The sequence below is a fragment of the uncultured Mucilaginibacter sp. genome, assembly GCF_903893715.1.
Lineage (GTDB): Bacteria > Bacteroidota > Bacteroidia > Sphingobacteriales > Sphingobacteriaceae > Mucilaginibacter.
The window spans coordinates 64,955-88,825 of record NZ_CAITNG010000139.1; the positions used below are offsets into that span (position 1 = coordinate 64,955).

Genomic DNA, 23,871 nt, shown 5'->3' on the forward strand with positions numbered 1-23,871 from the left:
AAACTCCTTTAAGAAGGTGAAATTTAAATGAAATTAATTTAAATATCGCTTTTTTAACGCTTTTTAACAATATTTTTAGCCAAACCGATTGCGTAAACTTACGCTGTTACTTACTTAGGTACATTGACTTTTCCTTGTACAAATGCCTGAAATACGGGTCTTCCAAATTTGGGATAAAACGTATAGCCTCGCCGGTCGATTTCATCTCCGGGCCTAACTCTTTGTTTACCTCAGGGAATTTATCAAACGAGAAGACAGGTTCTTTTATAGCATACCCTTCCAGTTTACGCACAATGGTAAAATCCTTGATCATTTTTTCGCCCAGCATTACTTTTGTAGCGATATTGATATACGGAACGTCGTAGGCTTTGGCTATAAAAGGTACTGTACGACTTGCGCGCGGGTTGGCTTCGATCACATATACCTTTTCGTTTTTTATGGCAAACTGGATGTTTAACAGGCCACGTACATTGAGCGCTTTGGCAATCTTCGCCGTATGGTCTTCCATTTGTTTGATTACATTGGCTGACAGATTAAACGGCGGCAGTACAGCGTACGAATCGCCGGAGTGGATGCCCGCTGGCTCAATATGCTCCATTAACCCGATGATATGTACATCTTCGCCGTCGCTTATCGAGTCCGACTCCGCTTCTTCTGCACGGTCCAGAAAGTGGTCAATTAGTACGCGGTTACCAGGCAATGCCCTTAACAGATTTACCACGGCTTTCTCCAGGTCTTCATCGTTGATCACGATGCTCATGCCCTGGCCGCCTAATACATAACTCGGGCGAACCAATACAGGATAGCCAACCTTATGGGCAACCTCAATCGCTTCTTCAGCGCTTTCGGCTACGCCGTATTTAGGATATGGGATATCTAAATCCTTCAACAAGTCCGAAAAACGACCCCTATCTTCAGCAATATCCATGTTATCGTATGACGTGCCGATAATTTTGATACCATGTTCAAACAGTTTCTCAGCCATTTTCAAAGCGGTTTGTCCACCTAACTGAACTATGACGCCTTCAGGTTTTTCCAATTCGATAATCTCACGTACGTGCTCCCAAAATACCGGCTCAAAATACAGCTTATCGGCCATGTTAAAGTCGGTCGATACCGTTTCGGGATTACAGTTGATCATGATCGACTCGTAACCACACTCCTTCGCGGCAAGCAAACCATGCACGCAGCTATAATCGAACTCAATACCCTGGCCAATACGGTTAGGGCCTGAACCTAAAACGATGATCTTCTTTTTATCTGATGGAATGGATTCGTTCTCGCCCTCGTAGGTTGAATAGTAATACGGGGTTTTAGCCTGGAACTCTGCAGCGCAGGTATCTACCATTTTGTACACCCGTTTTATACCCAAAGCCTTACGGCGTTGGTAAACATCTTCTTCGGTTGTACTGTTGCCTAAAACGTGCGCAATCTGCACATCGCTAAATCCTTTTTCTTTGAGGTTGAATAAAAATTCTGATGGTATATTGTTTAACGAATAACGGCGCAGTTCAGCTTCCAGCACAATAAGTTCCTGTATTTGGTTGAGGAACCAACGGTCAATTTTGGTTGCTTTGCGGATAGATTCCATCGGCACACCCAAACTCATGGCATCATATATATGGAACAGCCTGTCCCAGCTTGGTTTTTCCAGGCTGTGCATAATTTCGTCAAGGTTACGGTTTTGGCGGCCATCGGCACCTAAACCGGCTCTGCCTATTTCCAGACTCTGGCAAGCCTTTTGCAAGGCCTCGATAAAGCTGCGGCCAATGCCCATTACTTCGCCTACCGATTTCATTTGCAGGCCCAGTTCACGGTTGGCGCCCTTAAACTTGTCGAAATTCCAGCGTGGTATCTTTACGATCACGTAATCCAAAGTCGGCTCAAAGTAGGCCGATGTTGTTTTGGTAATTTGGTTCTCTATTTCATCCAAGTTATATCCGATGGCCAATTTAGCAGCGATTTTAGCAATAGGATAACCTGTTGCTTTCGAAGCTAATGCCGATGAGCGTGATACCCTTGGGTTGATTTCGATAGCGATGATTTCTTCGGTGGCCGGGTTTACCGAGAACTGCACATTACAGCCGCCGGCGAAGTTACCTATGGCACGCATCATTTTGATAGCTTGGTTCCGCATTTCCTGATAGCAGCGGTCGCTCAAGGTCATAGCCGGGGCCACTGTGATCGAGTCGCCGGTATGGATACCCATCGGGTCGAAGTTCTCGATAGAGCAAATGATGATGACGTTATCGTTGCTGTCGCGCAGTAATTCCAGCTCATATTCTTTCCAACCTAATACTGCCTGCTCAACCAATACCTCATGCGTTGGTGATGCTTGCAGACCACGGCTCAAAGCCGCATCAAAATCTTCCTTCTTATGTACAAAACCGGCGCCTTTACCACCCAAAGTATAGCTTGGGCGTATTACCAGCGGGAAACCGATTAGCTGAGCGGCCTCTTTACCTTCTAAAAATGAGTTGGCTATTTTTGAGGTTGCAACGCCAACACCAATATCCACCATCAATTGGCGGAAGGCTTCGCGGTTCTCGGTTTTTTCAATGGCCTCTAAATCAACACCAACAATTTTTACACCATATTTCTCCCATATACCGCGTTCGGCAACACTAATACAAAGGTTTAATGCGGTTTGGCCACCCATTGTAGGTAGCACCGCATCAATCTTTTGTTCTTGTAGTATCTTCTCAATGCTTTCGGGTTCAAGCGGCAACAAGTATACATGGTCGGCAATTACCTTATCGGTCATGATGGTTGCCGGGTTACTGTTGATGATGGACACCGAAATGCCTTCGTCTTTTAAACTGAGGGCAGCTTGCGAGCCGGCATAATCAAATTCGCAGGCCTGACCAATAATAATTGGGCCTGAACCGATAATGAGGATTGATTTTATGGAGTTATCTTTGGGCATAGTGCTTTTTTGTAAGTCAAAAGTTCTAAGTCAAAAGTCAAAAGTATAGGACTTTTCGCTATGCGCTGAAGCGGCAAAATCCCGATTTCAGCATCGGGATGCAAAGATAGGTTTTTGCAGCGTAAGCCGTAATGTTTTTTTAAATATCTTGAGCTAAAAACCATTAACCTACCTTAACGACAGAAATGGGCTGTGAGAAACCCATTCCTGTCGGTTTTAGCGGCATAAGAAGCAAAAACTAAAGCCTATCTGCCTCCCGGCGGGCAATGGTCCTTTAAATACTGTGTATACAAGGTGGCCATATGCGCCCTTGTCCCCGGGCCTTCGCTTATGCCATGCGTACGGTTAGGGTAACTCATCAATTGAAATTGCTTGTTATATTTAACCAGTTCATTTATCAGTTCCTCGGCGTTCTTATAATGCACATTATCATCACCTGTGCCTTGTATGTACAACAGGTTGCCCTTCAGGTTTTTTGCGTAGGTTATTGGTGAACCGGCAACAAAGAAAGCGCGCCCTGCATCATCCGTAGGTACGCCCATATAGCGCTCCTGATAAACGTTATCGTACGTTAACTGGTCGGCCACGGCAGCTACGGCTATACCGGTTTTGTATATTTCAGGATACTGGAACATCAAATTCAATGTCGATGAGCCGCCGCCGCTCCAGCCCCAAACGGCCACGCGGGTACTGTCGATATACGGCCATTTCAATATCTCCTTAGCTGCCATCGCCTGGTCGCGAATGTTTACAATGCCAATCTTTTTATAGATGGCTTTTCGCCACTCGCGTCCCCTCGGAGCCGGCGCGCCGCGATTATCAACCGATATATAAACATACCCATCATCAGCCATGCTGCCGCGATATAAGCCGTTGCGCTCAACACCATAAGTATCGGTAGCGGTTTGCTCGGCAGGCTCGCCGTAAACCATAAATACCACGGGGTATTTCTTGGTAGGGTCAAAGTTGGTCGGCTTCTTCACCCAGCCGTCAATATCAATACCATCAACCGTCTTTACCCTGAAAAACTCAGGTGAGCCTGCAGGCTTATTATTAGGATCAACAACAATAGCCTGCCCGGCAATGTGTTTGTTGTCGGGTAAACTCACCACCTCCTGTGCCGGCGGGGTATAAATATTCGAGAACGAATGCAAAGCCAGTTTGCCGTTCGGCGATATCTCATAGTTATGCGTTCCGGGTTGATTCACGGGCGTTACGCGCTCCAGGGGGCCACCTGTAATCTTCACCCTGTACAAATAAAGTTGGGTAGGATTTTCGGGCGAGGCTGTGATATAAATATAGCCGCCGGCCTCATCTACCAGGTTTATTTCAACCACATCGTAATTGCCGGGGGTCAACAGCGTTTCTTTGCCATCCATACCCACACGGTATAAATGCCTCCAGCCGTCTTTTTCGCTGCCCCATAAAAAGGCTTTGCCCTTATCCATCCAATCCCATCCTGTCGGGTCGGACGCGAAAGGATTACCGCCGTTCCACTCCGATTTTACATCTATCCAGGCATTATCCTTCTCATCCATGATCGGTTTAACCGCGCCTGTTTTGTAATTGGCTATGTAAACAATGCTTTCGGTTTGGGCACGGTTCAGTTGCTGCAGTATCACTTCGTCGGCATTGGCCCATTCCATCCTCGGGATATAGTGTTGTACCGCATCGCCGGGAATATTCAGCCAGGTGGTTTTACCGCCATCGGCACTCACCACACCTACCTTGCAGGCGCTCGGGTCTTCGCCGGCAACCGGGTATTCCACCGGTATAGCCTGCGGGTATTCCGTATCGGTAGTATTCAGCATCAGGTAATCCTTTATCTTGCTGGCATCTATCTGCCAATAAGCTATCGATTTCCCGTCCGGCGACCAGCGGAAACCGTCCCTGCAGTTCAACTCTTCTTCGTAGACCCAATCAAAAGTGCCGTTTATCAACTTGCGGGTGCCGTCGGTTGTCAGTTGTTTAACCGCACCAGTGCCCAGTGTCTCCACAAAAATATTGTGTTCGCTGCCATAGGCCACTTTACTGCCATCCGGCGAAAACTTAGCGAACATCAGCGACGATGCCGGCCTGTCTTTGCCTATTTGCGTTAGTGTTTTCGCTGCAAGATCGTACACCCAGTAATCGCCGCGGGTATCAAAGCGCCATACCCTTTTGGTATTGGTATTGATGAGCACCTTTTGCCCATCGTTTGATAACGAGAACCGCCTTACGCCGATGGAGGCTTTACCGGCAGGCGTCAGCATATCCTTACTTACAATTACCTTGTTCGATCCATCCCGCGCATCTATCTCCGATATCTGTCCGCCTTGCGTACTGTAGTAGTGATACCCGTCGGCTGTCCAGTGGTGGCCAAAGGATTGCGCAAGCACCGGGCTTTGTTTGATAACCATCAGCAAAACAATTACCGTGGCCATCTGTAATTTGTAAAAGTTCATCTTCATGCTATTTTCAATTTTTAATTTCGGAATAATCGATTTAACGCTAAATTTACAATGAGCGTTTAGGACTGCAATTTATGAGAAAATCTGTAACATTATTCCCTGTCTTTATCATTCTGATTACCGCCTCCGTTTTTGGGCAAACCATCAACAGGAGCAATTTTATTAAAGACAGCCTTGATGTTTACATTAACCGCGCCCTCACCAATTGGCGCATCCCCGGCGCGGCTGTTTGTATTGTTAAGGACAACAAAGTCATCCTGATGAAAGGCTATGGTGTTAAAGAACTCGGCCTCAACAACAAGGTCGACGAAAATACACTCTTCATGATCGGCAGTAATACGAAAGCCTTTACCGCCACAGCCTTGGCTATGATAGAAGACCGCCACCAACTGTCGCTGGATGATAAGGTTACCAAATACGTACCTAACTTTAAGCTCGACAACAAACTGGCCGGCGAACAAGCCATCGTGCGCGACCTGCTTTGCCACCGCCTCGGCTTTCAAACCTTCCAGGGTGATTTTACCTACTGGACCAGCGACCTTACCCGCGAAGAGGTGATAGAAAAGATGGCCCATGTAAAAGCAGTTTACCCCTTCCGCACCAAATGGGGCTATACCAATGCCGCGTTTGTAGTGGCAGGTCAGGTCATCACCGCCGCTACCGACCGCTCATGGGAAGCTTTTATTAAAGACAATATCATCGCCCCGCTGGGCATGGGTTATACCAAGGTGCTCAGTAAAGATATGCCTACAGTATACAACAAAGCCGCAGCGCATACCATGGCCGATGGCCGCCTCATCCCCATCACCTATCCCATGATAGACAACCTGGCCCCGGCCGGCAGCATCAGCTCATCGGTAAACGACATGAGCAAATGGGTGCTTTGCCTGTTGAACGACGGCAAGGTGGGCGACAGGCAGGTAATACCCCTTTCGGCGATAAGGGCCGTGCGCCAGCCGCAGGATATTGTTGGCCAGGAACGTCATTTGGATGGCACCACCAGCGATGTATTGTACGGCCTTGGCTTCGAACTCGAAAATTATGCCGGGCATCGTATCGTAATGCATACCGGCGGGGTTAACGGCTTTGTATCATCCGTAACCATGATACCCGACGAACACCTGGGCATCATCGTACTTACCAATACCGACCAGAACGAATTGTACGATGCCCTGAAATGGGAGATCATCGATGCCTATAATAACAAACCCTACCAGGACTACAGCGAGAAATACCTCGCTGCTTTTAAAGCCTATACCCAAACCGAGGCGGACAAGGATAAAAAGCTGCGAGATACTGTTGCCCTAAAGCCTCAGCCATCCCTGCCCATCACCGCTTATACAGGCAAATACTTTAACGACCTGTATGGTTACATGACCGTTAGCCTTGGCGGCGAAACAGGCACCGACCTGCAAATGCACTTTGAGCACCATCCAAAAATGTTTGCATTGTTACAGCCTTTGGGCCTCAATCGTTTCTACGTTAGCTTCTCCGACCCTGAGTTTGGTAAAGCCATCTTCCCGTTTACTGTCCAAAATGGACAGGTAACCGGCGTAAGGGTCAAAGTAGCCGACTTTATAGAGTATACGCCTTACGATTTTAAAAAGGTGCAGTAGAAAACACTTTCAAGTACTAAAAAAGCCCAGCGAAACTCGCAGGGCTCTCAAATATTAAATCTTACCATGGACTATCGACCATGGTCTATGGACCAATAATTATTTTTTAGCGTATTTAAAGCTCTTACCAATAAACTTCGCGTTGCTACCCAATTCTTCTTCAATGCGCAGCAATTGGTTGTATTTGGCTATCCTGTCCGAGCGCGAGGCCGAACCGGTTTTTATTTGGCCGCAGTTTAAGGCAACAGCTAAATCAGCAATGGTAGCATCCTCTGTCTCGCCCGAGCGGTGGCTCATTACCGAAGTATAGCCATTGGTTTGTGCCAATGTTACTGCGTCGATGGTTTCGGTCAGGGTACCAATTTGGTTCACTTTAACCAAAATTGAGTTGGCAGTATCGGCATCAATACCCATTTGTAAACGTTTTACATTGGTAACAAACAAATCATCGCCTACCAATTGAACTTTGCTGCCCAGTTTCTCGGTCAATAATTTCCAGCCGGCCCAATCATCCTCGGCCATACCATCTTCTATCGATATCACAGGATATTTCGCAACCAGTTCGGCAAGGTACGCTACCTGCTCGGCGCTGCTGCGGATAACACCTTTATCGCCTTCAAATTTGGTATAATCGTATTTGCCGTCTTTGTAAAACTCAGATGCCGCGCAATCGAACGCGATGTAGATATCTACACCCGGTTTGTAACCTGCTTTTTCAATCGCTTTTAAAATGGTTTCTACGCCATCTTCGGTCCCTTCAAAGGTTGGCGCAAAACCACCCTCATCGCCTACTGCAGTTGATAAACCACGGTCATGCAATATCTTTTTCAGGTTGTGGAACACTTCGGTACCCCAACGCAAGGCTTCGCTGAACGAAGGCGCGCCAACCGGCATGATCATAAACTCCTGGAACGCGATAGGCGCATCAGAGTGCGAACCACCGTTCACAATGTTCATCATCGGGATAGGCAGGGTATTGGCGTTAACACCGCCGATGTAGCGGTACAGCGGCTGACGGCTTTCCTGCGCGGCAGCTTTTGCCACGGCCAGCGAAATACCTAAAATAGCGTTAGCGCCCAGTTTACCTTTATTTTCGGTACCATCCAGTTCTATCATCAGCCTGTCGATGGCATTTTGTTCAAACACGTCCAAACCTTTCAGTTCGGGGGCAATTACATCGTTCACGTTGGCAACGGCTTTTAAAACACCTTTGCCCATGTAAACAGCTTTGTCGTTATCACGCAGTTCAACCGCTTCGTGAACACCTGTTGATGCGCCTGAAGGGACAGCGGCACGGCCAAGGGCTCCGTTTTCGGTTAATACTTCAACTTCGATGGTAGGATTGCCGCGCGAATCAAGTATCTGGCGGGCGTGAACGTCAATTATAATGCTCATGTGATGATTTTATTGGTTTAATTTTTACTATTTAATGTTTTAAATAAGCGCTTTGGCTTAAAACGGTGCTAAATTATGAAAACTTATATAATTAAAATGTGATATTGCTCAATAATAACAAATAATTTGTGTACAATTTACACTAAGGTAATCTTGAAGAGGATTTCAAAAGTCGGAAGTCAGTGGTCAGAAGGATGATAAAATAAAAAATGCGCTATTGATTACCCAATAACGCATTTTAAATAACTGACATCGGTCTGTCGACCTCCGACCTCAAAACCCTACTCCCACTTAAACGTCCTCACGGCCACCGCGTATATGCCCACAAACCAGGCAGCCAATATCAGCAACTGGTGGGTAACATCGCCCAGGCCGGCACCTTCAAAAGCAACCTCGCGCATGGCGGTATTTAAATAGGTAAGCGGCAGCACCTTACTGATGCCCTGCAACCATAACGGGAAATTTGATGTCGAAAAAAACGTGCCCGACAGTAAAAACTGCGGCATAGTAATGATGTTGGATATTGGCGGTATACTGCTCTCGTTTTTGGCAATACCCGATATCACAAAACCAAACCCCATAAATATAATGAGCCCGATGGTACATAGTACCAGCATATTGAGCACCGTAACCACCCCATGTATCAGCGTAAAGCCAAATATATAATGCCCCACCATAATGATGAATACCGCGCCAAGCAACGAGAACACAATACGCGCCAGCATTTCGCCCAACACAATGCTATATTTTTTAACCGGCGTGGCAAAAAAACGTTTGATAACCAGCGTAAGGCGCAAACTTAAAAACACGAAGGCTGTACCAAAAACACCGCTGCTCAATAACGAAAAGCCCAGCATACCGGGCAATAAAAAGTCGATGTATTTATATTTACGGCCGGTAATGGTAGTTTCGTGTACCTGAGCCACAGTGGCTGCCTTGGGGTTCATCATAGTATTGATTTGGTACAAAACATTGTTCAATATCGACTTGAACAAGCCACCTGTTTGCGCCGAAGCGTTGGAGTATTGAACATTTAAAACCGTCGACGACATTTGTGGCGGCCCCGGCATTGGCGAGTAAGCCGCAGATCCGTCTGCACTCTTTTTGATGTCGATAACGGCAGCAATATCCCCCCTCGAAAGGCTGGTATTCATCTGCTCGGTAGTTTGGTTGGTGATGAGGTGTATTACAGCTGCTTTTTTCAAAGCCATATACACCACATTGTTGGTATCGCAGGTTTTCGAAACGGCCACATCAACACTTGGCCCGCCGCCGCCTATATTGGCAAACACGGTAATAAATATCAGTGGAAAAGCCAAACTGAACACCACCGCCGACGGGCTGCGTATAATCGACCTGAAACTGGCTTTGGCTATTGCCAGCGTCGCTTTTATATTTGAGTAAGGTTTTTGTTCCATTTGTTTTTTTTTGATTGTCTTGGTTCTTGATTCTTGGCTCTTGATTCTATCTTAAGCCTCTCTCCACTCCTTACCCGTTTTGGCAATAAACACATCCTCCAGGTTGGCAGCTTTCACTTCTTTTTTACGTTCAAAACCCAATGCCACCAGCTCGTCGATAAAGGCGTCGGGCGTGTTGATGCCGATGATGTGCCCGCCGTCAACAAAGGCAACGCGGTCGCACAGTACTTCGGCCTCGTCCATGTAGTGGGTGGTGATCACCACGGTAGTCCCCTGGTCGCGTATCTCGCGGATCAGGTCCCATAGGTTACGGCGCGCCTGCGGGTCGAGGCCGGTCGTCGGCTCGTCCAAAAACACAATGCGCGGGTTGTTTATCAGCGTTGTTGCGATAGAAAAGCGCTGCTTTTGTCCACCCGAAAGGTCTTTATATTTGGCTTTGGCCTTATCGGTCAAGGCAACTTTCTCCAGCATTTGATTGGCAGTAACATCCACGCCATACAAGCCCGAAAACAAGGCGATCAGTTCGCTCAGGTTCAGGTTGGGATAATAGCCTGCTGCTTGCAATTGTACGCCGATACGTTTTTTTATACTGTCGACACCGTTCTCAATATCGAACCCATCTACCATGATTTGGCCTGATGTTTTTTCGCGCAGGGTTTCTATAATTTCGAGTGTAGTGGTTTTGCCGGCGCCGTTGGGGCCAAGCAGACCGAATATCTCGCCTTCATAAACTTCAAAGCTGATGTCATCAACAGCGGTAAAATCGCCGTACTTTTTCACCAGGTTTTTTACTGTAATAATGGGTTGTTTTGCCATACCGTAAAAATCGGTTAATATTTGATATAACTACAAATAAAATCGGCGAAACGCGGTTTTTTTTAGGTGAAGGTGGGAAGCTTAAAGCCGAAAGCAAAAAGCTGAACGCCTATCACTATCTATCGACAAAAAAAGCTTTGTGCTTTTAGCTTTATGCTTTCGGCTCTCTTATTGTAAAAGCAACCTTAAACTAAACCCAAAATTGGCGAACGAGGTATTAAACGATTGGGAGGTATAAGGTTGCGTAATGGTCGAGTCGTAAAACAGTTTAACCGTAAAACGCTTGTTTAGGGCATAATCTATCGAAGGGTTAATGGCGATGTTTTTGGCCCCCGATGATATTTCGGCCTGCTGCACATCGGGCCGGTAAATAATGCTCTTGTTATCGTTAATGGAGAAGGCCATTTTAAAGTTCATATCGTTGTTGAGCTGCAAATCGTTAAACAAGCCGAACGGAAAACGGAACTTAGTGGTATGGTAACCAAAACTGAATACGGTATTGCTCTGGTCGGTTTCGCCCACCTGGCTATTAGCCAAACTCAGGCTTAGCGTGCGCGATTGCCTGTACTCAATACTGCTCGTCATCCCGTTATGAAAACGCATATCAACACCCAACAATGGCACAAACTGCTCAAACAGGGTAATCTGTGTAAACTGGTAATAAGGCAAAAAGTCGCCGTTCACATCGCGCGATACCACACTGCCGTTAGGCCCAAGCTGGTACTGCTGCAAAGTATTGAAACCATTCACACTATACGTCGACCGGTAACCATGCCGCAGGTCAAACGAGTCGAATATTTCGGACAAGAACGGCAAATGCGCCAAACCTCCATACCTGATGTCCCAGTTGGGTATTGGTATATTAGGGAAAATACTGGTGCTCGAACTGTTGGCGTCTTTGCCCGTATACGCAGCCAAAAACGCGTTCACCAACACATCCTGCGATGATGCACTGTAACCATCGGCAAAACCGCCGGTTACCCCCGTAGAGTTGGGGTTGGCCTTGCCTAAACGTTGCGAAATAATAGACCTGTCATCCAAAAAAGCCTGAAAGGTCTTCGAAAAATTATCAATGCCCGACGGTTTCGAAAAAGCTGTCGCTATCGATAGTGTGGAAATACTATAATCACCACTTGTAACCGGGCTCAAATTCTCGAATGAGTTGGTCGAACTCAGGAATTTAAAGTTGGTTTGATAGTTAAAGTCGCGCGTGCGGTCGGCAAGCAGGTCAATATGCAGGTCTTTTATAGGCTCAATACTACTTTGAAAGTGCAGTACCTCGTTCAGCGTAGTAACGTATAACTGGTTTTGCAAGGTATCGGTGCTTATCCAACCACCCGCCAATGCTTTCGCGCGTATATCGGCCTGGCTACCCAATAAAAAGCCAATGCCCGGCGCGTTGTAGTTCGGGTCAGCACCATAAAAATTGGTGCCCGGCAGGTATCCCGGCAGGGTGGTGCCTTCGGTACGGCTGTAGGTCGCGCTGATGCTCTTTACACTGGTAAGCAAATTAATTATTGCTTTTTTAAACCAGCCGGTGCTGTCCCGAGGATCGTTTATTTTGCGTAAAAAACTAAACTTATTGTATAGGGTGGTGAGATTCAGCTTAGGGTCCAGCTTAATGGTGCGCGAGTTGAGTATGGTATTGCCCACATCAAAATTGGCATCGGTCAACGCAAATTCGGGCGCGGTTTTCCACTCAAAACGGGTACTGTAAATGGCGGTGGTGCTCACCCAGTCGAAACCCGGTATCTTGCTGATAGGAACTTTGTACGTAAAGTTAAGGTTGTGGCTATAATCGGTGGTGCGGCCCAATTTCTTTAGGTTGTTCCACAAGGTATCCTGCTTTAATCCATTGATGCGTCCTGCGGGCTCGTCAACTACAGCCAAATTAGTGGCATCAATATCCATCTGCAACGATTTGGTCAAATTCCAGCCTATGCCATAAACCCGCGTAATGGTAAAGTTTTTGTTAAAGCTCGTCGGTATCGGGATAAAATTGTTCGGGTCATTATTCCGCAAGGTATTTTCCGAATAAAACCTGTCAAAACTGATATTAAAATTCAAGCGATTGGGCAGCAAACTAAAGTTTATATCCCTAAATAGTGCCAGCATATTGCTTTTAATCCGCTTTTCGAGCGGGGTATAAAATTTCGGCTGACTGGTATACACGTAACTCAATGCCACCTTATACGTTTTTTGTAAAGCATCCTGGGTGGTAAAATCATGGTGGTCAAATTCTGTGTAAGCATACGTTGCGCTCAGGTTCTCAATATCCCACAAATGGTTTGGCGCTTTGGGGTTTGTTTTCGTTTTGTGAACGTTGGTTAAATTGAAACTACGCCGCGTTGTAACGTCCTGTGCTTCCGATTGGATGTTCAACAAAGAATCGCGCGCCGATTTCGTAGTAGCCTGCGCCAGCTCATCATCAAGTTTTAAATCGGGCGAAGCCGGATCGTAAAGCGGGGTATTCACCTGCGACGATACATCAAAAAACAAGGGTATCTTCAAGCCCGACTTAGCCGGGAAAAACTTGCCCAGCTCCATACTGGTGGCAATATCATAAGTTTGTGTCGATGTCAGGGTTTGCGTGCTCACACTTTGGTTCAATGGCCCGAAACCCGCCGTCGTCTTACTGCCCGATATGGTAACATTGGCAAAGTCGGCCAGTTTGGTGCTCAGGTGCCCGGTGGCGGCCCATCCCCCGGTTTCGTTAAAGTCTGTCAAGCGCAATTCATCAAACCAAACCATACCCGATTTGTCAGTACCCGTAACACGGTACGGATTGCGCACACCCAACATAATCGTCGCCAACCGGCTAATGTCGGGCTGCCCCATTACCGTTACCCCATTATAGGTAAATGGCACGTTAATAGGCCATGGCTTGCCGTTAAGGGTAGCATTGTTCCGTTTGATTTTGGCATCCGTCAGTATCGAAAGGTCAATATCCAGGTTGTTCAACGTTGGCCATATCGCGTTCGGGTCGCTGGTGCCGGGCTGGGTTACTTTTAGCGGGATAACGTACTCGTAATAATTATCTACATAGTCGAGACCAAAACGTATAAAGGCACTCAGGTCATTGTCTTTTAACTGTTGTGCCGGCAAGGCCTCGGCGTGTATAAACATTTGGATGTGTTTATAGTTGCGCAAATCGTTGCTAAAGGTTTTAAACGCCGCACGCGAGTAGCCATTGCGCAGGTTGTTTACCGTAACTGATAACGATTGCTCATTTAGCTGGGTATTGCTGGCCAGGTTGTTGTAATCGGGCTGGCGGTTAATGCCCGGCGGCAAAACATAAGGTATGGGCGCGCGTGTACCATTCTCTTCAATATTGATAACACCCACATCTATGGTCGAATTATCGAGCGGCGGATTAGGTATTGATGGGTCGGCAATCACATTTAACGGGTTGTTTTCGGTATTGAAGGCACGCCACTCGCCGCGAACCAGTTGCAAGGTACCAAAACGCAATACAGAGGTATCGGCAAAATTGGTCATGTACATCCTAATAAATCGGATGGCCTTAAAATCCTGAATATTACCAACTTTTGATTGATAGTTAGCAATAGGTACACGGAAATGGTACCAGTTTACCGTTTGTGTCTGGCCGTTCAACAATTTAACCGCCACCGCTATCTTATCAACTATATCATTCTTGCCCACCACCATGTCCTGCGGGCGTATCGAAACCTTGTATTCAAAATATTCGTCTGCGGTGCTCATGGTATTGTCGCGGTTAACGTCCTCTGCATCGGGCAGCGATGTTGATGCCGAGGTCTGTATCCCCAGCAAAGCCTGCGATTGGTCGGCCGTTTTGGAGTTGCCTTCCGTTCCGTTATAATGGCTGTACCGTTGCAATACACCTGCGTTCGCTTCGTCCAATGCCGGTCCCCGGTAATATTGAAAATCATCGCCCGAAGGGTCGGCAGCAATAGCCGCGGCGGCCTTTGTATTTACAATGGCCTTCATTTTTTGTACATAGGGTGCAAAAAATGCCTGCTCGTCCGCGTCGCCTAAGCCGTCCAAACCAACATCCTGCAGCAAACGCGCGTTAGGGTCGTTATCAAAGCTTTGTACCACCGGTTGTATTTTAGGCACCCGGCCCCAGGCTGTGGTATCAACCGTACTCAGGTTACCATCAACAGGTAATCCGTTTTCCAAACTTTGGCGCCCGTCTTTCAATATATCTTCCGATATGCTGCCCAGGTTAAAGTACAAATCGCCACCCTGCGAATTGGTTTTGTAGATAAAAGGGTCGAGCATCCAGTAATCGATATACTCCACGTTCAAGGCCTCAAAATCGTTCACGTCCATTCGGCGGAACATCCCGCCCCAGCGGCTCTGCGGGTTTTGCAGTGTACCGTCGCTGTTTACACCGGTAGTGGTATAGTTATATGGGCCGCGCGCCATCGGGTAATAAGCCAGGTCGAGTGTAGGCAAGGGCAGCGGCGAGCCGGTGATGGATTGCTTATACGGGTAAATTTCCGTTTCAAACACCTGCCTTGTATAATGGTTGGATAGCTCCACATTGGCATTGGCAAAGGGTGGTGCCTGGCTGTCGGACCGGTTGTAAAATATCGGGTCGATATTGTAAAAAGCAAGCAAGGCCCGGTTATAACCGTAGGCCAGGTTGTCGTTCAGTTGCGCTTCGGGAAAAAGTTGTGGCGTGCCCGATATTTGCCAACCTACCGCGCTTTTAATGTCGATGATGGATTGCGTGTTCTCAAAATCGTCCAGGTAGGATGTACCACTGGCGCCGGCAAAGTTCAGGGCGCTCGGGTGCCCGGGCATCAGTTTGGCAAACTCACCTGTAAAACTAAAGGACGAGGGTGCCTTGGTGGAGATAAAAGGTATCTTGTCCACCATCCGGGTCAAAAATCTCGACGATGAATTATAATTTACATCGAACCCGACAATGGTATTGGATATCGGCTCATCGCCAATAGCTATGTTTTGAGTAATGGGCTGTTCGGATAGGTGCATCAAAGTACCGCCCAAGCTTAAGGTTGGGCTGGCATGGTAATCTAACCGCGTGCCAAACAGCGATTTTTGCTGAACGCCAAACAACTCGTTGTTCTCCACATCAATGCCGATAGGTTGCCCCGACGACAGCAGCGATTGGTTAAGTATGGTAACCCGGCCCGCGTTATAATCCACTGTAAAATCAACGCCTTCGGTTAATTTTAAACTGCCCGAGGTAACAATTACTGAGCCTTGCGGGATATTGATAGCGTTCAATTGGTATTCGGAACCCGATTGCGATGTATAAGTACCCTTAATAACATAACGGTTAAACTGCGGGAAAAACTGCTGCGCGATAGTCTTGGTCGAATCGTACAAGGGTTGATAGGTGTATTTAGCCACCAAGGCCTGCTCGCCCGGCGCGAATTTGGCCGCCAGATCCGAACCAAAAGGTTCCAGCTCGGGGAAGATGATGCGCCCGTTTTGCGAGTCAATGGTAACGCCCTCCAAAAAGTCAAAATAGCCATCGGGCTGTTTTTGCTGCTGCTGGTTCAGATTATCCAGACCCGCCAGTTGCAGCCACAATTTCGATGTGGTGTTCACACCTTCCGCCATAATAGGTTTTTCAATGCCCGACGCTTCATCTAAACGGGTAATGGTCAAATTAAAGTTGTTCGGGCTCACCTGGAAGGCACCTAACGAATAGATGTTTTTCATCATCAGTTTCCAGGTAGGTAAATTGGTTTTCAGTATCTCGCCCTTCAGCAATTTAGTATACAGCACCTGGGGGGTGTTCGGGTTAACTTTTACGTCGGTCGAAAACTCGCCCACCTGGTATTGTACGCCATTGTACGTGTATTGGTAAGCTACGGCCAATACCTCGTCGTTATTTAACGGCGAGTTTAATGAGATATAACCCAACTGCGTGTGTAAGGTATATTCTTTGGGTGTTAACTGGCGGGCATAGGTCAGTTTCGAAAAGTTGTCCGTAGCGCCAGTCGAGTTAAAATAATTGGCAGCATCGCTCGAGTTGGTCAGCCTGGCATTGGCGGGCAGGTTTTTTAACAGATCGTTCGATTGTTGGGTGAATGTTCCGGGCGCACCATTAAAAGCCGCAGGCAATGCCGAGCCGCCGCCGTGCACCAACGTGGTATTATACGGCGCGTTCTCGCCAAGGTCTAACAAGGCCAATATATCGCGCGAATTGGTGGTGCTGTTGTTACGGTTGGTTATCCACACCTCGATTTTTGTGATGTTGATGTTGGAGTTGATGATGGGGATATTGGCCAACGCCTTGTCGTAATTATTACGGAAGTACTGCGATAAAAAGTAGTGCTTATTGGCCTCGTAATCCGTAGGCAGCATCCTAAAGGTATTTTGCTGCGACTGGTTAGTAATGGTAATATGCTGCGACTGCGATTTTTGTTGGGAAAAAATGCTGGTTACATCCAACTTGCCAAATTTGAGTTTAGTTTTTATACCAAACAACGACTGCGCACCTTGGATCAGCGTAGTATTGAGGGGCATGCTCACCGTACCGGCTTCAATTTTTTGGATTATCTCGTCCGGTCGGCCGGTATAGTCTAATTTTACCTGGTTCTCAAACTGGAATTGGGCGTCGGTATTGTAATTAGTATTTATTTTTAGCTTATCGCCGATGCTGCCGGTCAGGTTCATCTGTATATGCTGGTCGAAATTAAAGTTGGCCTGGGTACGCTGTGAGGTATTGAACAGCGGGTTCTCATTTTTATTCACCTGCCCGGCAAATATCATTTCAGCTGACCCCTGCGGACGAATATCGATTACGTCGCTGCCAAATATCTGTTGAAAGGTATGGCTCTGCACTTTTATCAGCGGTATAAAACCAGGCTGTTGCGATGCATAGGCATAATTATCGGCCAGCTTCTTCCAGTATACTTTTTGGTCCTGATGCTGCATCAGGTCGAGGTATTCGGCTATGGTAAGGTAACGCTGGGGGCGGTACAGCAGGCCGCCTACTGTTTCGGTTAGTACGTACCGGTTGGTAGTGGCATCATATTGTACGGTTTGTACCAGATTTGGCGGGTCGGGCTGCAAAAAACCTTGCAGGGCTTTGTAACTGTTCGACTCGTGAATAATAATAGGCTTTTTAACCGACGAAGAATCCCTGTTGAGTATGGAGCCAACCTGCGCGAATAGCGGAACTGAGCCGAACATCGCAGCAAAAAACACCAGGTTGAAAGCCAGCTTTCGTATACAAAGATTGATCAAAATATTAGTAAATATTGATTCAGTAATTATAAGCTTTTAAGGGCAATTTTTATCAATTGCTCCACTGTTAAATTTTCGTTTGCCGACCGTACGGCCACATCTATTGCCTTTTCGGCCACATTTTTCACAAAACCAAGCATCACCAATGCCGAAAGTGCCTCATCCTTAGCGGTATGGTTAACCGGCATCGAAATCAGGGTGTCAGGACCGTCTTTTCGCAACTTGTCTTGTAATTCTAAAATTAGCCGCTGCGCCGATTTAGGCCCGATGCCTTTTATACGCTGTATCATGGGCACATCGCCTTTTAAAATAGCTGCCTGTATCTCGGCAGGGGTAATAGACGACAGCATCATCCGACCCGTATTAGGCCCGATGCCCGATACCGAAATCAAATGTAAAAACAGGCGGCGTTCGCCTTCATCGGCAAAGCCATAAAGGGTATGCGCATCTTCTTTTACGTGTTGCCAAATATATAGTTTGCAGTTTTCAGCATCGCCGATATTGGAGTACGTATTGAGCGAGATATTGATATGATAGCCCACACCGCCGGCATCAATTACCACATAAGTAGGGCATTTGTATACCAGTTTGCCGTTTATATATGCGTACATGTTTGGTTATAAGCTTGGGTATTTTAGTGTGAGGCAATATAGTACATAACACGCATTGCACTAAATTATTGTTCAAAAAATGTTAAATACTGGCTATTGCTTTGCTAAATCCGCTTTTTCCTGCGCATCAACAACGGCAATGGTAACCATGTTCACAATTTCGCGGACCGAACTGCCTAATTGCAATACGTGTACTGATTTTTTCATGCCCAATAAAATAGGCCCAACGGCCTCTGCGCCACCCAGTTCCTGCAATAGTTTGTAAGCAATGTTACCCGACTCGAGGTTGGGGAAAATCAACGTATTGGCCGGTTCGCCTTTTAAGGTAGAGAAAGCGTAATTATCGGCCAATAAATCCTGATTAATGGCAAAGTTGGCCTGCATTTCACCGTCTACAATCATATCGGGATATTTTTCGTGCAGTATGCTAACGGCTTCGCGGGTTTTTTCGGGTATGATGCCATCGTTCGAACCAAAGTTGGAATACGACAGAATAGCCACCCTCGGTTTAATGCTGAACTTGCGTACAGAGCGCTCTATCAGCACGGTAATATCTACCATGTCTTGCGCGCTTGGATTTACATTTACCGTGGTATCGCCAAAAAACACTGGGCCTTTTTTGGTGATCATCATATACATACCCGCTACCTTGCTTACGCCGGGCTCGGTACCTATAATTTGTAAAGCCGGTTTTACTGTGGGCACATAGTTTTTGGTGAGGCCCGATATCAGTGCATCGGCATCGCCAAACTGCACCATGCAGGCACCGTAATAGTTACGGTCGCGCATCAGTTTTTTAGCCTCGAACAAAGTTACCCCCCTGCGTTGACGTTTGTTGAACAAATAGTCCGCATACTTACATGCCTTTTCTGTTTCAACACGCGGGTCAATTATTTCAATGTCGCCCAATTGCAGGTCATTGTCGTGCATTATTTGTTTGATGCGGTCAACATTGCCCAGCAATATGGGTATGGCTATCCCCTCATCAATTACTATTTGTGCCGATTTCAGTATCTTATAGTTATCTGCCTCTGCAAACACTACCCGTTTAGGGTTCGATTTTGCCTTGTTGGCTATATTCCTCAGTATTTTGTTCTCAACACCCAAACGGCCGTTCAGCTCTTCCGCGTAAGCGTCCCAGTCCGTTATTTGCAGACGGGCTACACCCGTGTCCATTGCCGCTTTGGCTACCGCCATCGATACTTCAGTAATCAACCGGTTATCCATCGGCTTGGGGATGATATAATTTCTATCGAAATGCAGGTTTTTGGCATTGTAGGCCAGATTAACCTCTTCGGGCACGGTTTTCTTTGCCAGTTCGGCAATGGCATAAACCGCTGCCCTTTTCATCTCTTCGTTAATGGTTGTAGCGCGTACATCCAATGCACCACGGAAAATGTAGGGGAAACCCAATACATTGTTCACCTGGTTTGGATAGTCGGACCGGCCGGTCGCCATAATAATATCCTGGCGGGCAGCAACAGCAACATCGTAGGCTATCTCCGGGTCGGGGTTCGCCATGGCGAATACGATAGGGTTCTTGGCCATTACCTTCAACATATCCGCCGTAACCACATTACCCGCCGAGAGACCGATAAATACATCAGCATCCTTCATGGCTTCCAATAAATTATTGGCATCGGTACGGTTGGTGGCAAATGCCATGCGCATATCGTCAAGGTCGGTACGGCTATGGTCTATTACACCCTTAATATCAAACATCACCAGGTTTTCGGGTTTTACACCCAAGCTGAGGTACATTTTTGAGCAGGAAACAGCCGCCGCACCCGCGCCGTTCACCACCATTTTTATTTTATCGATTTTCTTTTTTTGAAGTTCCAGCGCGTTCAATAATGCTGCCGAAGAGATAATGGCCGTACCATGCTGGTCATCGTGCATTACCGGGATGTTCATCTCCGCTTTCAGCCTGCGCTCTATTTCGAAACAGGTGGGTGCAGATATATCCTCCAGGTTGATACCGCCAAAAGTTGGTTCCAATGCCTTTACAATATTGACGAAAGCATCAACATCGGTAACATTCACCTCCAAATCGAACACGTCGATATCGGCATATATTTTAAACAACAAGCCCTTGCCTTCCATTACCGGTTTTCCGGCAGCAGGGCCAATATTGCCCAAGCCCAAAACGGCCGTACCATTACTGATAACTGCTACCAAATTGCCTTTAGCAGTATATTTATAAACATCGTCAGGGTTTTCGGCTATGCGCAGGCATGGCTCGGCCACACCCGGCGAATAGGCCAACGATAAGTCGCGTTGAGTATTAGTTGGCTTGGTTGGTATAACTTGTATTTTACCGGGGCGGCCTTTGCTGTGATATTCAAGGGCGTCCAGTTTACGATTGGTTTTGTTTATCTTCTCGGCCATAAGGCCACAAAATTACAATTCTTTTTGAGCCTGTGTAAAAAATAAAGGCCCCGCGCAGCAGGGCCTTTTAAAATATGCTTTTAAACGTTTTTAACCACGATTAATTTTTAGCGTCATGCCGGGTTGCAGGTGGGTAACTTTGGTTCCGTTCAGCGATTTGATTTTTTCCACAGTAACACCGTCAAATTTTTCAGCTATCTGCGAAAGGGTATCACCGCTGCGTACTTTATAAGTGATATAGCTTTTTTCGGCCGGTTTAGCCTTTGCCGAAGCATAATGTTCCGTTTGTGCCGGTTCGGTCAGCCTCAACTCCTGCCCTGTCGCTACTTTTAGTTTCTTCAGGCGGTTCCAAACTTTAAGGTCCTGCACTTCAACGCCATATTTATCAGCTATCGAGGCTAAGGTTTCACCTTTCTTTACTTTATGCGTACTCGGGCTTTCATCCGTATGCGATACTTTCTTGAAGCTCGATGGTTCGTTGCTGCTGGCCATTACAGGCTCCAATTGGTTTGGCGATATGGCACCATTGTTCAACACATCATACAATACCGCAAAATCTTGTTTGCCAATTTGTGGTATCACCAACCTTTTAGGCGAAGCGACAGTGCCATTGATAATGCGTTTTTTGTATTGTGGATTCAATATGGTGAGTTGCGCCATATCAATTTTCAGTGCCGACGATATCCCCGCAAGGGAAACAAATTTGTTTACCATCACGGTATCTGTATGCAGCGAAACCTCGCAAGCACGAGGCACAATATCGTGTTTGTGGTAATAGTTCATTACGTAAGCCATGGCAATGTATGCGGGTACGTAATTACGTGTTTCGAGGGGCAAATATGGCCTTATCGACCAAAAATCGCTCGCCCCTGCCAACTGTATAGCGCGGGTAATGTTACCCTTACCGCAATTGTATGACGCGATGGCTACCAGCCAATCGCCAAAATCCTGATAAGCATCCTTGATGTAAGCGGCGGCAGCATAACTGGCCTGTATCGGGTCGCGGCGCTCATCAATATAGTTGTCCATGTTCAAACCATAAAGCTTAGCCGTGGCGAACATAAACTGCCATGGGCCGGTAGCTCCGGAGTGCGAAACAGCATAGGGGTCGAGCGATGACTCAATGATAGACAGATACTTAATTTCTTCAGGTATACCGGCGTCATGAAAAGCCTTTTCATATATCGGGAAGTAGTATTTTGATAAGCCTATAACCTTGGCCATTTCATCCTTACGGTGGGTATAAATATCGATATAGCTTTGAACGTATTCGTTATAGTCAAGCGGTATCTCTTTCCTGATGGAATCTAAGCGGCGTTTGCTTAGCCCATCCTGGAAACCTGATACAATGGTTACCAACGGTACCAGCGAGGTGTCTTTTTTTATGATGCCTGAATCGGCTTTATTTGTTTTTGTATGTAGATATGAAGGGAGGGCTTTAACTTGCTGTAGGATAAGCAAAAGGGTGATAAAAGTCCAAAATTTCTTCATGCGCGTTTATTTTTTAGTGTTCAATAAAGCAAGGCTTTAGTCAAAGCGTACTAAGATACTAATTTTTAGAGAGTTCCAAAAAGTATTTGGAAAAAGCGAGCAAACCGGCCTCATCAAAACATTTGCCCGACAGCTGTAAAGCTGACGGCAAACCGGCAGCGTTATTGCCTAAGGGCAACGAAATAGCAGGTATTCCCGCTAAGGCGGCCTGCACGGTAAATATGTCTTCCAGGTACATGACGATAGGATCTTTTATGTTCTCGCCAATGTTAAAGGGCGGTGTAGGTGTTGTTGGCGATAGGATAAAATCGTAATCATGCAGTATTTCGAGGGTTTTGTCCCTTATCAATCTTCTTATTTTTTGAGCTTTGGCGTAGTAAGCATCGTAATAGCCCGAGCTCAACACAAAGGTGCCCAGCATAATGCGGCGTTTCACTTCTTTGCCAAAACCTTCGGAACGCGATTTTTTATAGGTCGACTCCAAATCGGTGGCATTGGGGCTTCGGTAACCAAAATGTACGCCATCATATTTTGCCAGGTTGGATGATGCTTCCGCCATGGTCAAAATATAGTATGTAGGCACTACATAGTCCATGTATTCAAACGATATGGGCTCAACTATGTGGCCTTCGCTTTTCAGTTTTTCGATGTATTGCAGCAGCACATCTTTTATTTCCTGGTCAACACCGGGGCTGGTTAAGGCTTCTTCAATAAAGGCTATCTTTTTTTTGCCTTTAAACGCAAGGTCTTTTTGGTACTCCGGCACCGGCCTGTGCGAAATGGTGGCATCGTATTCATCGGCGCCGGCCATTACTTCCAGTAAAATAGCGGCATCTTCTACCGACCGTGCCAAGGGGCCCACCTGGTCGAACGATGAGGCGTAAGCGATAATGCCATACCTCGATATCCGCCCATAGGTCGGTCTTAAGCCAATACTCCCGCAAAACGCTGCAGGTTGCCTTACCGAACCGCCTGTATCGGTACCGATAGCTGCATGGCACATCCCTGCCTGCACGGCAACAGCCGCCCCGCCCGATGAACCACCCGGTACTTTGTTGGTATCCGCATAGTTTTTTACAGGACCATAATGTGAGGTTTCGTTCGAGCCGCCCATGGCAAACTCGTCGCTGTTGGTACGGCCTATAATAATGGCATCCTCTGCCAGCAAACGTTCGATAATGGTGGATGAATAGATGGAAGTAAATCCTTCCAATATTTTTGATGAGGCGCTAACTTTGTGGTCCTTGTAGCAAATATTGTCCTTAATTGCCAAAACCAAACCCGCCAGCTTACCCGCTTTGCCGCTCTTTATTTTATCGTCGAGTGCTTTGGCACATCCCAAAGCTTCCTGATCAAAAACTTCAAGAAAGGCGTTTAAATGACTGTGCAGCTTTATTTGCGACAAATATTCTTCAACCAGCTTCACAACCGATGTTTTTCCTTGTTGAAGGTCGGCCTGTATGTCCGACAAATTAGTGTACAGTTCCGTCATTTGCAGCGAAAATAAATAAATTGATTAAAGCATGGCGGAAATCAATAATTAACAAA

The 23,871-nt window shown here is 46.7% G+C and carries 11 protein-coding genes; 1 reads left to right on the plus strand and 10 read right to left on the minus strand.

What is annotated here, in order from left to right:
• Nucleotides 1-106: 106 nt before the first annotated feature.
• A complete protein-coding gene (carB, locus tag QZX97_RS16385; RefSeq protein WP_295650848.1) occupies nucleotides 107-2,926 on the minus strand; it encodes a carbamoyl-phosphate synthase large subunit in 2,820 nt (939 codons plus the stop codon).
• Between the two features lie 245 nt (nucleotides 2,927-3,171).
• Entirely contained in the window at nucleotides 3,172-5,376 is a 2,205-nt protein-coding gene (locus QZX97_RS16390; protein ID WP_295650846.1) for a S9 family peptidase, read from the minus strand.
• Between the two features lie 74 nt (nucleotides 5,377-5,450).
• Here QZX97_RS16390 and QZX97_RS16395 point away from each other — a divergent pair, with 74 nt between their 5' ends.
• Nucleotides 5,451-6,992 (plus strand): serine hydrolase, encoded by a 1,542-nt coding sequence (locus QZX97_RS16395; RefSeq protein WP_295650843.1) that lies wholly within the window; start codon nucleotides 5,451-5,453, stop codon nucleotides 6,990-6,992.
• Nucleotides 6,993-7,091: 99 nt separating this feature from the next.
• Here QZX97_RS16395 and eno read toward each other — a convergent pair whose 3' ends face one another.
• The 8 genes from eno to gatA form a co-directional block, all read right to left on the minus strand.
• The gene (eno, locus tag QZX97_RS16400; protein WP_295650841.1) at nucleotides 7,092-8,387 is read right to left on the minus strand and encodes a phosphopyruvate hydratase; all 1,296 of its coding nucleotides are present in this window, start codon (nucleotides 8,385-8,387) and stop codon (nucleotides 7,092-7,094) included.
• 281 nt (nucleotides 8,388-8,668) lie between these two features.
• Nucleotides 8,669-9,805 carry an ABC transporter permease gene (locus QZX97_RS16405; protein ID WP_295650840.1) on the minus strand — a complete coding sequence of 379 codons (1,137 nt, stop codon included), beginning with the start codon at nucleotides 9,803-9,805 and terminating at the stop codon, nucleotides 8,669-8,671.
• A gap of 51 nt (nucleotides 9,806-9,856) precedes the next feature.
• Nucleotides 9,857-10,621: an ABC transporter ATP-binding protein gene (locus tag QZX97_RS16410; protein WP_295650839.1), complete on the minus strand. Its 765-nt coding sequence runs from the start codon at nucleotides 10,619-10,621 to the stop codon at nucleotides 9,857-9,859.
• A gap of 168 nt (nucleotides 10,622-10,789) precedes the next feature.
• Nucleotides 10,790-17,779 (minus strand): cell surface protein SprA, encoded by a 6,990-nt coding sequence (gene sprA, locus QZX97_RS16415; protein WP_295650837.1) that lies wholly within the window; start codon nucleotides 17,777-17,779, stop codon nucleotides 10,790-10,792.
• A gap of 80 nt (nucleotides 17,780-17,859) precedes the next feature.
• Nucleotides 17,860-18,444, minus strand: coding sequence for a Holliday junction branch migration protein RuvA (gene ruvA, locus QZX97_RS16420; RefSeq protein WP_295650835.1), 585 nt, complete (start codon nucleotides 18,442-18,444; stop codon nucleotides 17,860-17,862).
• A 93-nt stretch (nucleotides 18,445-18,537) separates the two neighbouring features.
• Nucleotides 18,538-20,820 carry an NADP-dependent malic enzyme gene (locus tag QZX97_RS16425; protein WP_295651014.1) on the minus strand — a complete coding sequence of 761 codons (2,283 nt, stop codon included), beginning with the start codon at nucleotides 20,818-20,820 and terminating at the stop codon, nucleotides 18,538-18,540.
• Between the two features lie 102 nt (nucleotides 20,821-20,922).
• The gene (locus QZX97_RS16430; RefSeq protein ID WP_295650833.1) at nucleotides 20,923-22,323 is read right to left on the minus strand and encodes a lytic transglycosylase domain-containing protein; all 1,401 of its coding nucleotides are present in this window, start codon (nucleotides 22,321-22,323) and stop codon (nucleotides 20,923-20,925) included.
• A gap of 58 nt (nucleotides 22,324-22,381) precedes the next feature.
• Entirely contained in the window at nucleotides 22,382-23,815 is a 1,434-nt protein-coding gene (gatA, locus tag QZX97_RS16435) for an Asp-tRNA(Asn)/Glu-tRNA(Gln) amidotransferase subunit GatA (protein ID WP_295650830.1), read from the minus strand.
• Between the last annotated feature and the right edge of the window lie 56 nt (nucleotides 23,816-23,871).

What these genes read in the sequence shown, in the direction of transcription:
- carB (WP_295650848.1), bottom strand. Translation starts at nt 2,926, where the DNA reads ATGCCCAAAGATAACTCCATAAAATCAATCCTCATTATCGGTTCAGGC.
- QZX97_RS16390 (WP_295650846.1), bottom strand. Translation starts at nt 5,376, where the DNA reads ATGAAGATGAACTTTTACAAATTACAGATGGCCACGGTAATTGTTTTG.
- QZX97_RS16395 (WP_295650843.1), top strand. Translation starts at nt 5,451, where the DNA reads ATGAGAAAATCTGTAACATTATTCCCTGTCTTTATCATTCTGATTACC.
- eno (WP_295650841.1), bottom strand. Translation starts at nt 8,387, where the DNA reads ATGAGCATTATAATTGACGTTCACGCCCGCCAGATACTTGATTCGCGC.
- QZX97_RS16405 (WP_295650840.1), bottom strand. Translation starts at nt 9,805, where the DNA reads ATGGAACAAAAACCTTACTCAAATATAAAAGCGACGCTGGCAATAGCC.
- QZX97_RS16410 (WP_295650839.1), bottom strand. Translation starts at nt 10,621, where the DNA reads ATGGCAAAACAACCCATTATTACAGTAAAAAACCTGGTGAAAAAGTAC.
- sprA (WP_295650837.1), bottom strand. Translation starts at nt 17,779, where the DNA reads ATGTTCGGCTCAGTTCCGCTATTCGCGCAGGTTGGCTCCATACTCAAC.
- ruvA (WP_295650835.1), bottom strand. Translation starts at nt 18,444, where the DNA reads ATGTACGCATATATAAACGGCAAACTGGTATACAAATGCCCTACTTAT.
- QZX97_RS16430 (WP_295650833.1), bottom strand. Translation starts at nt 22,323, where the DNA reads ATGAAGAAATTTTGGACTTTTATCACCCTTTTGCTTATCCTACAGCAA.
- gatA (WP_295650830.1), bottom strand. Translation starts at nt 23,815, where the DNA reads ATGACGGAACTGTACACTAATTTGTCGGACATACAGGCCGACCTTCAA.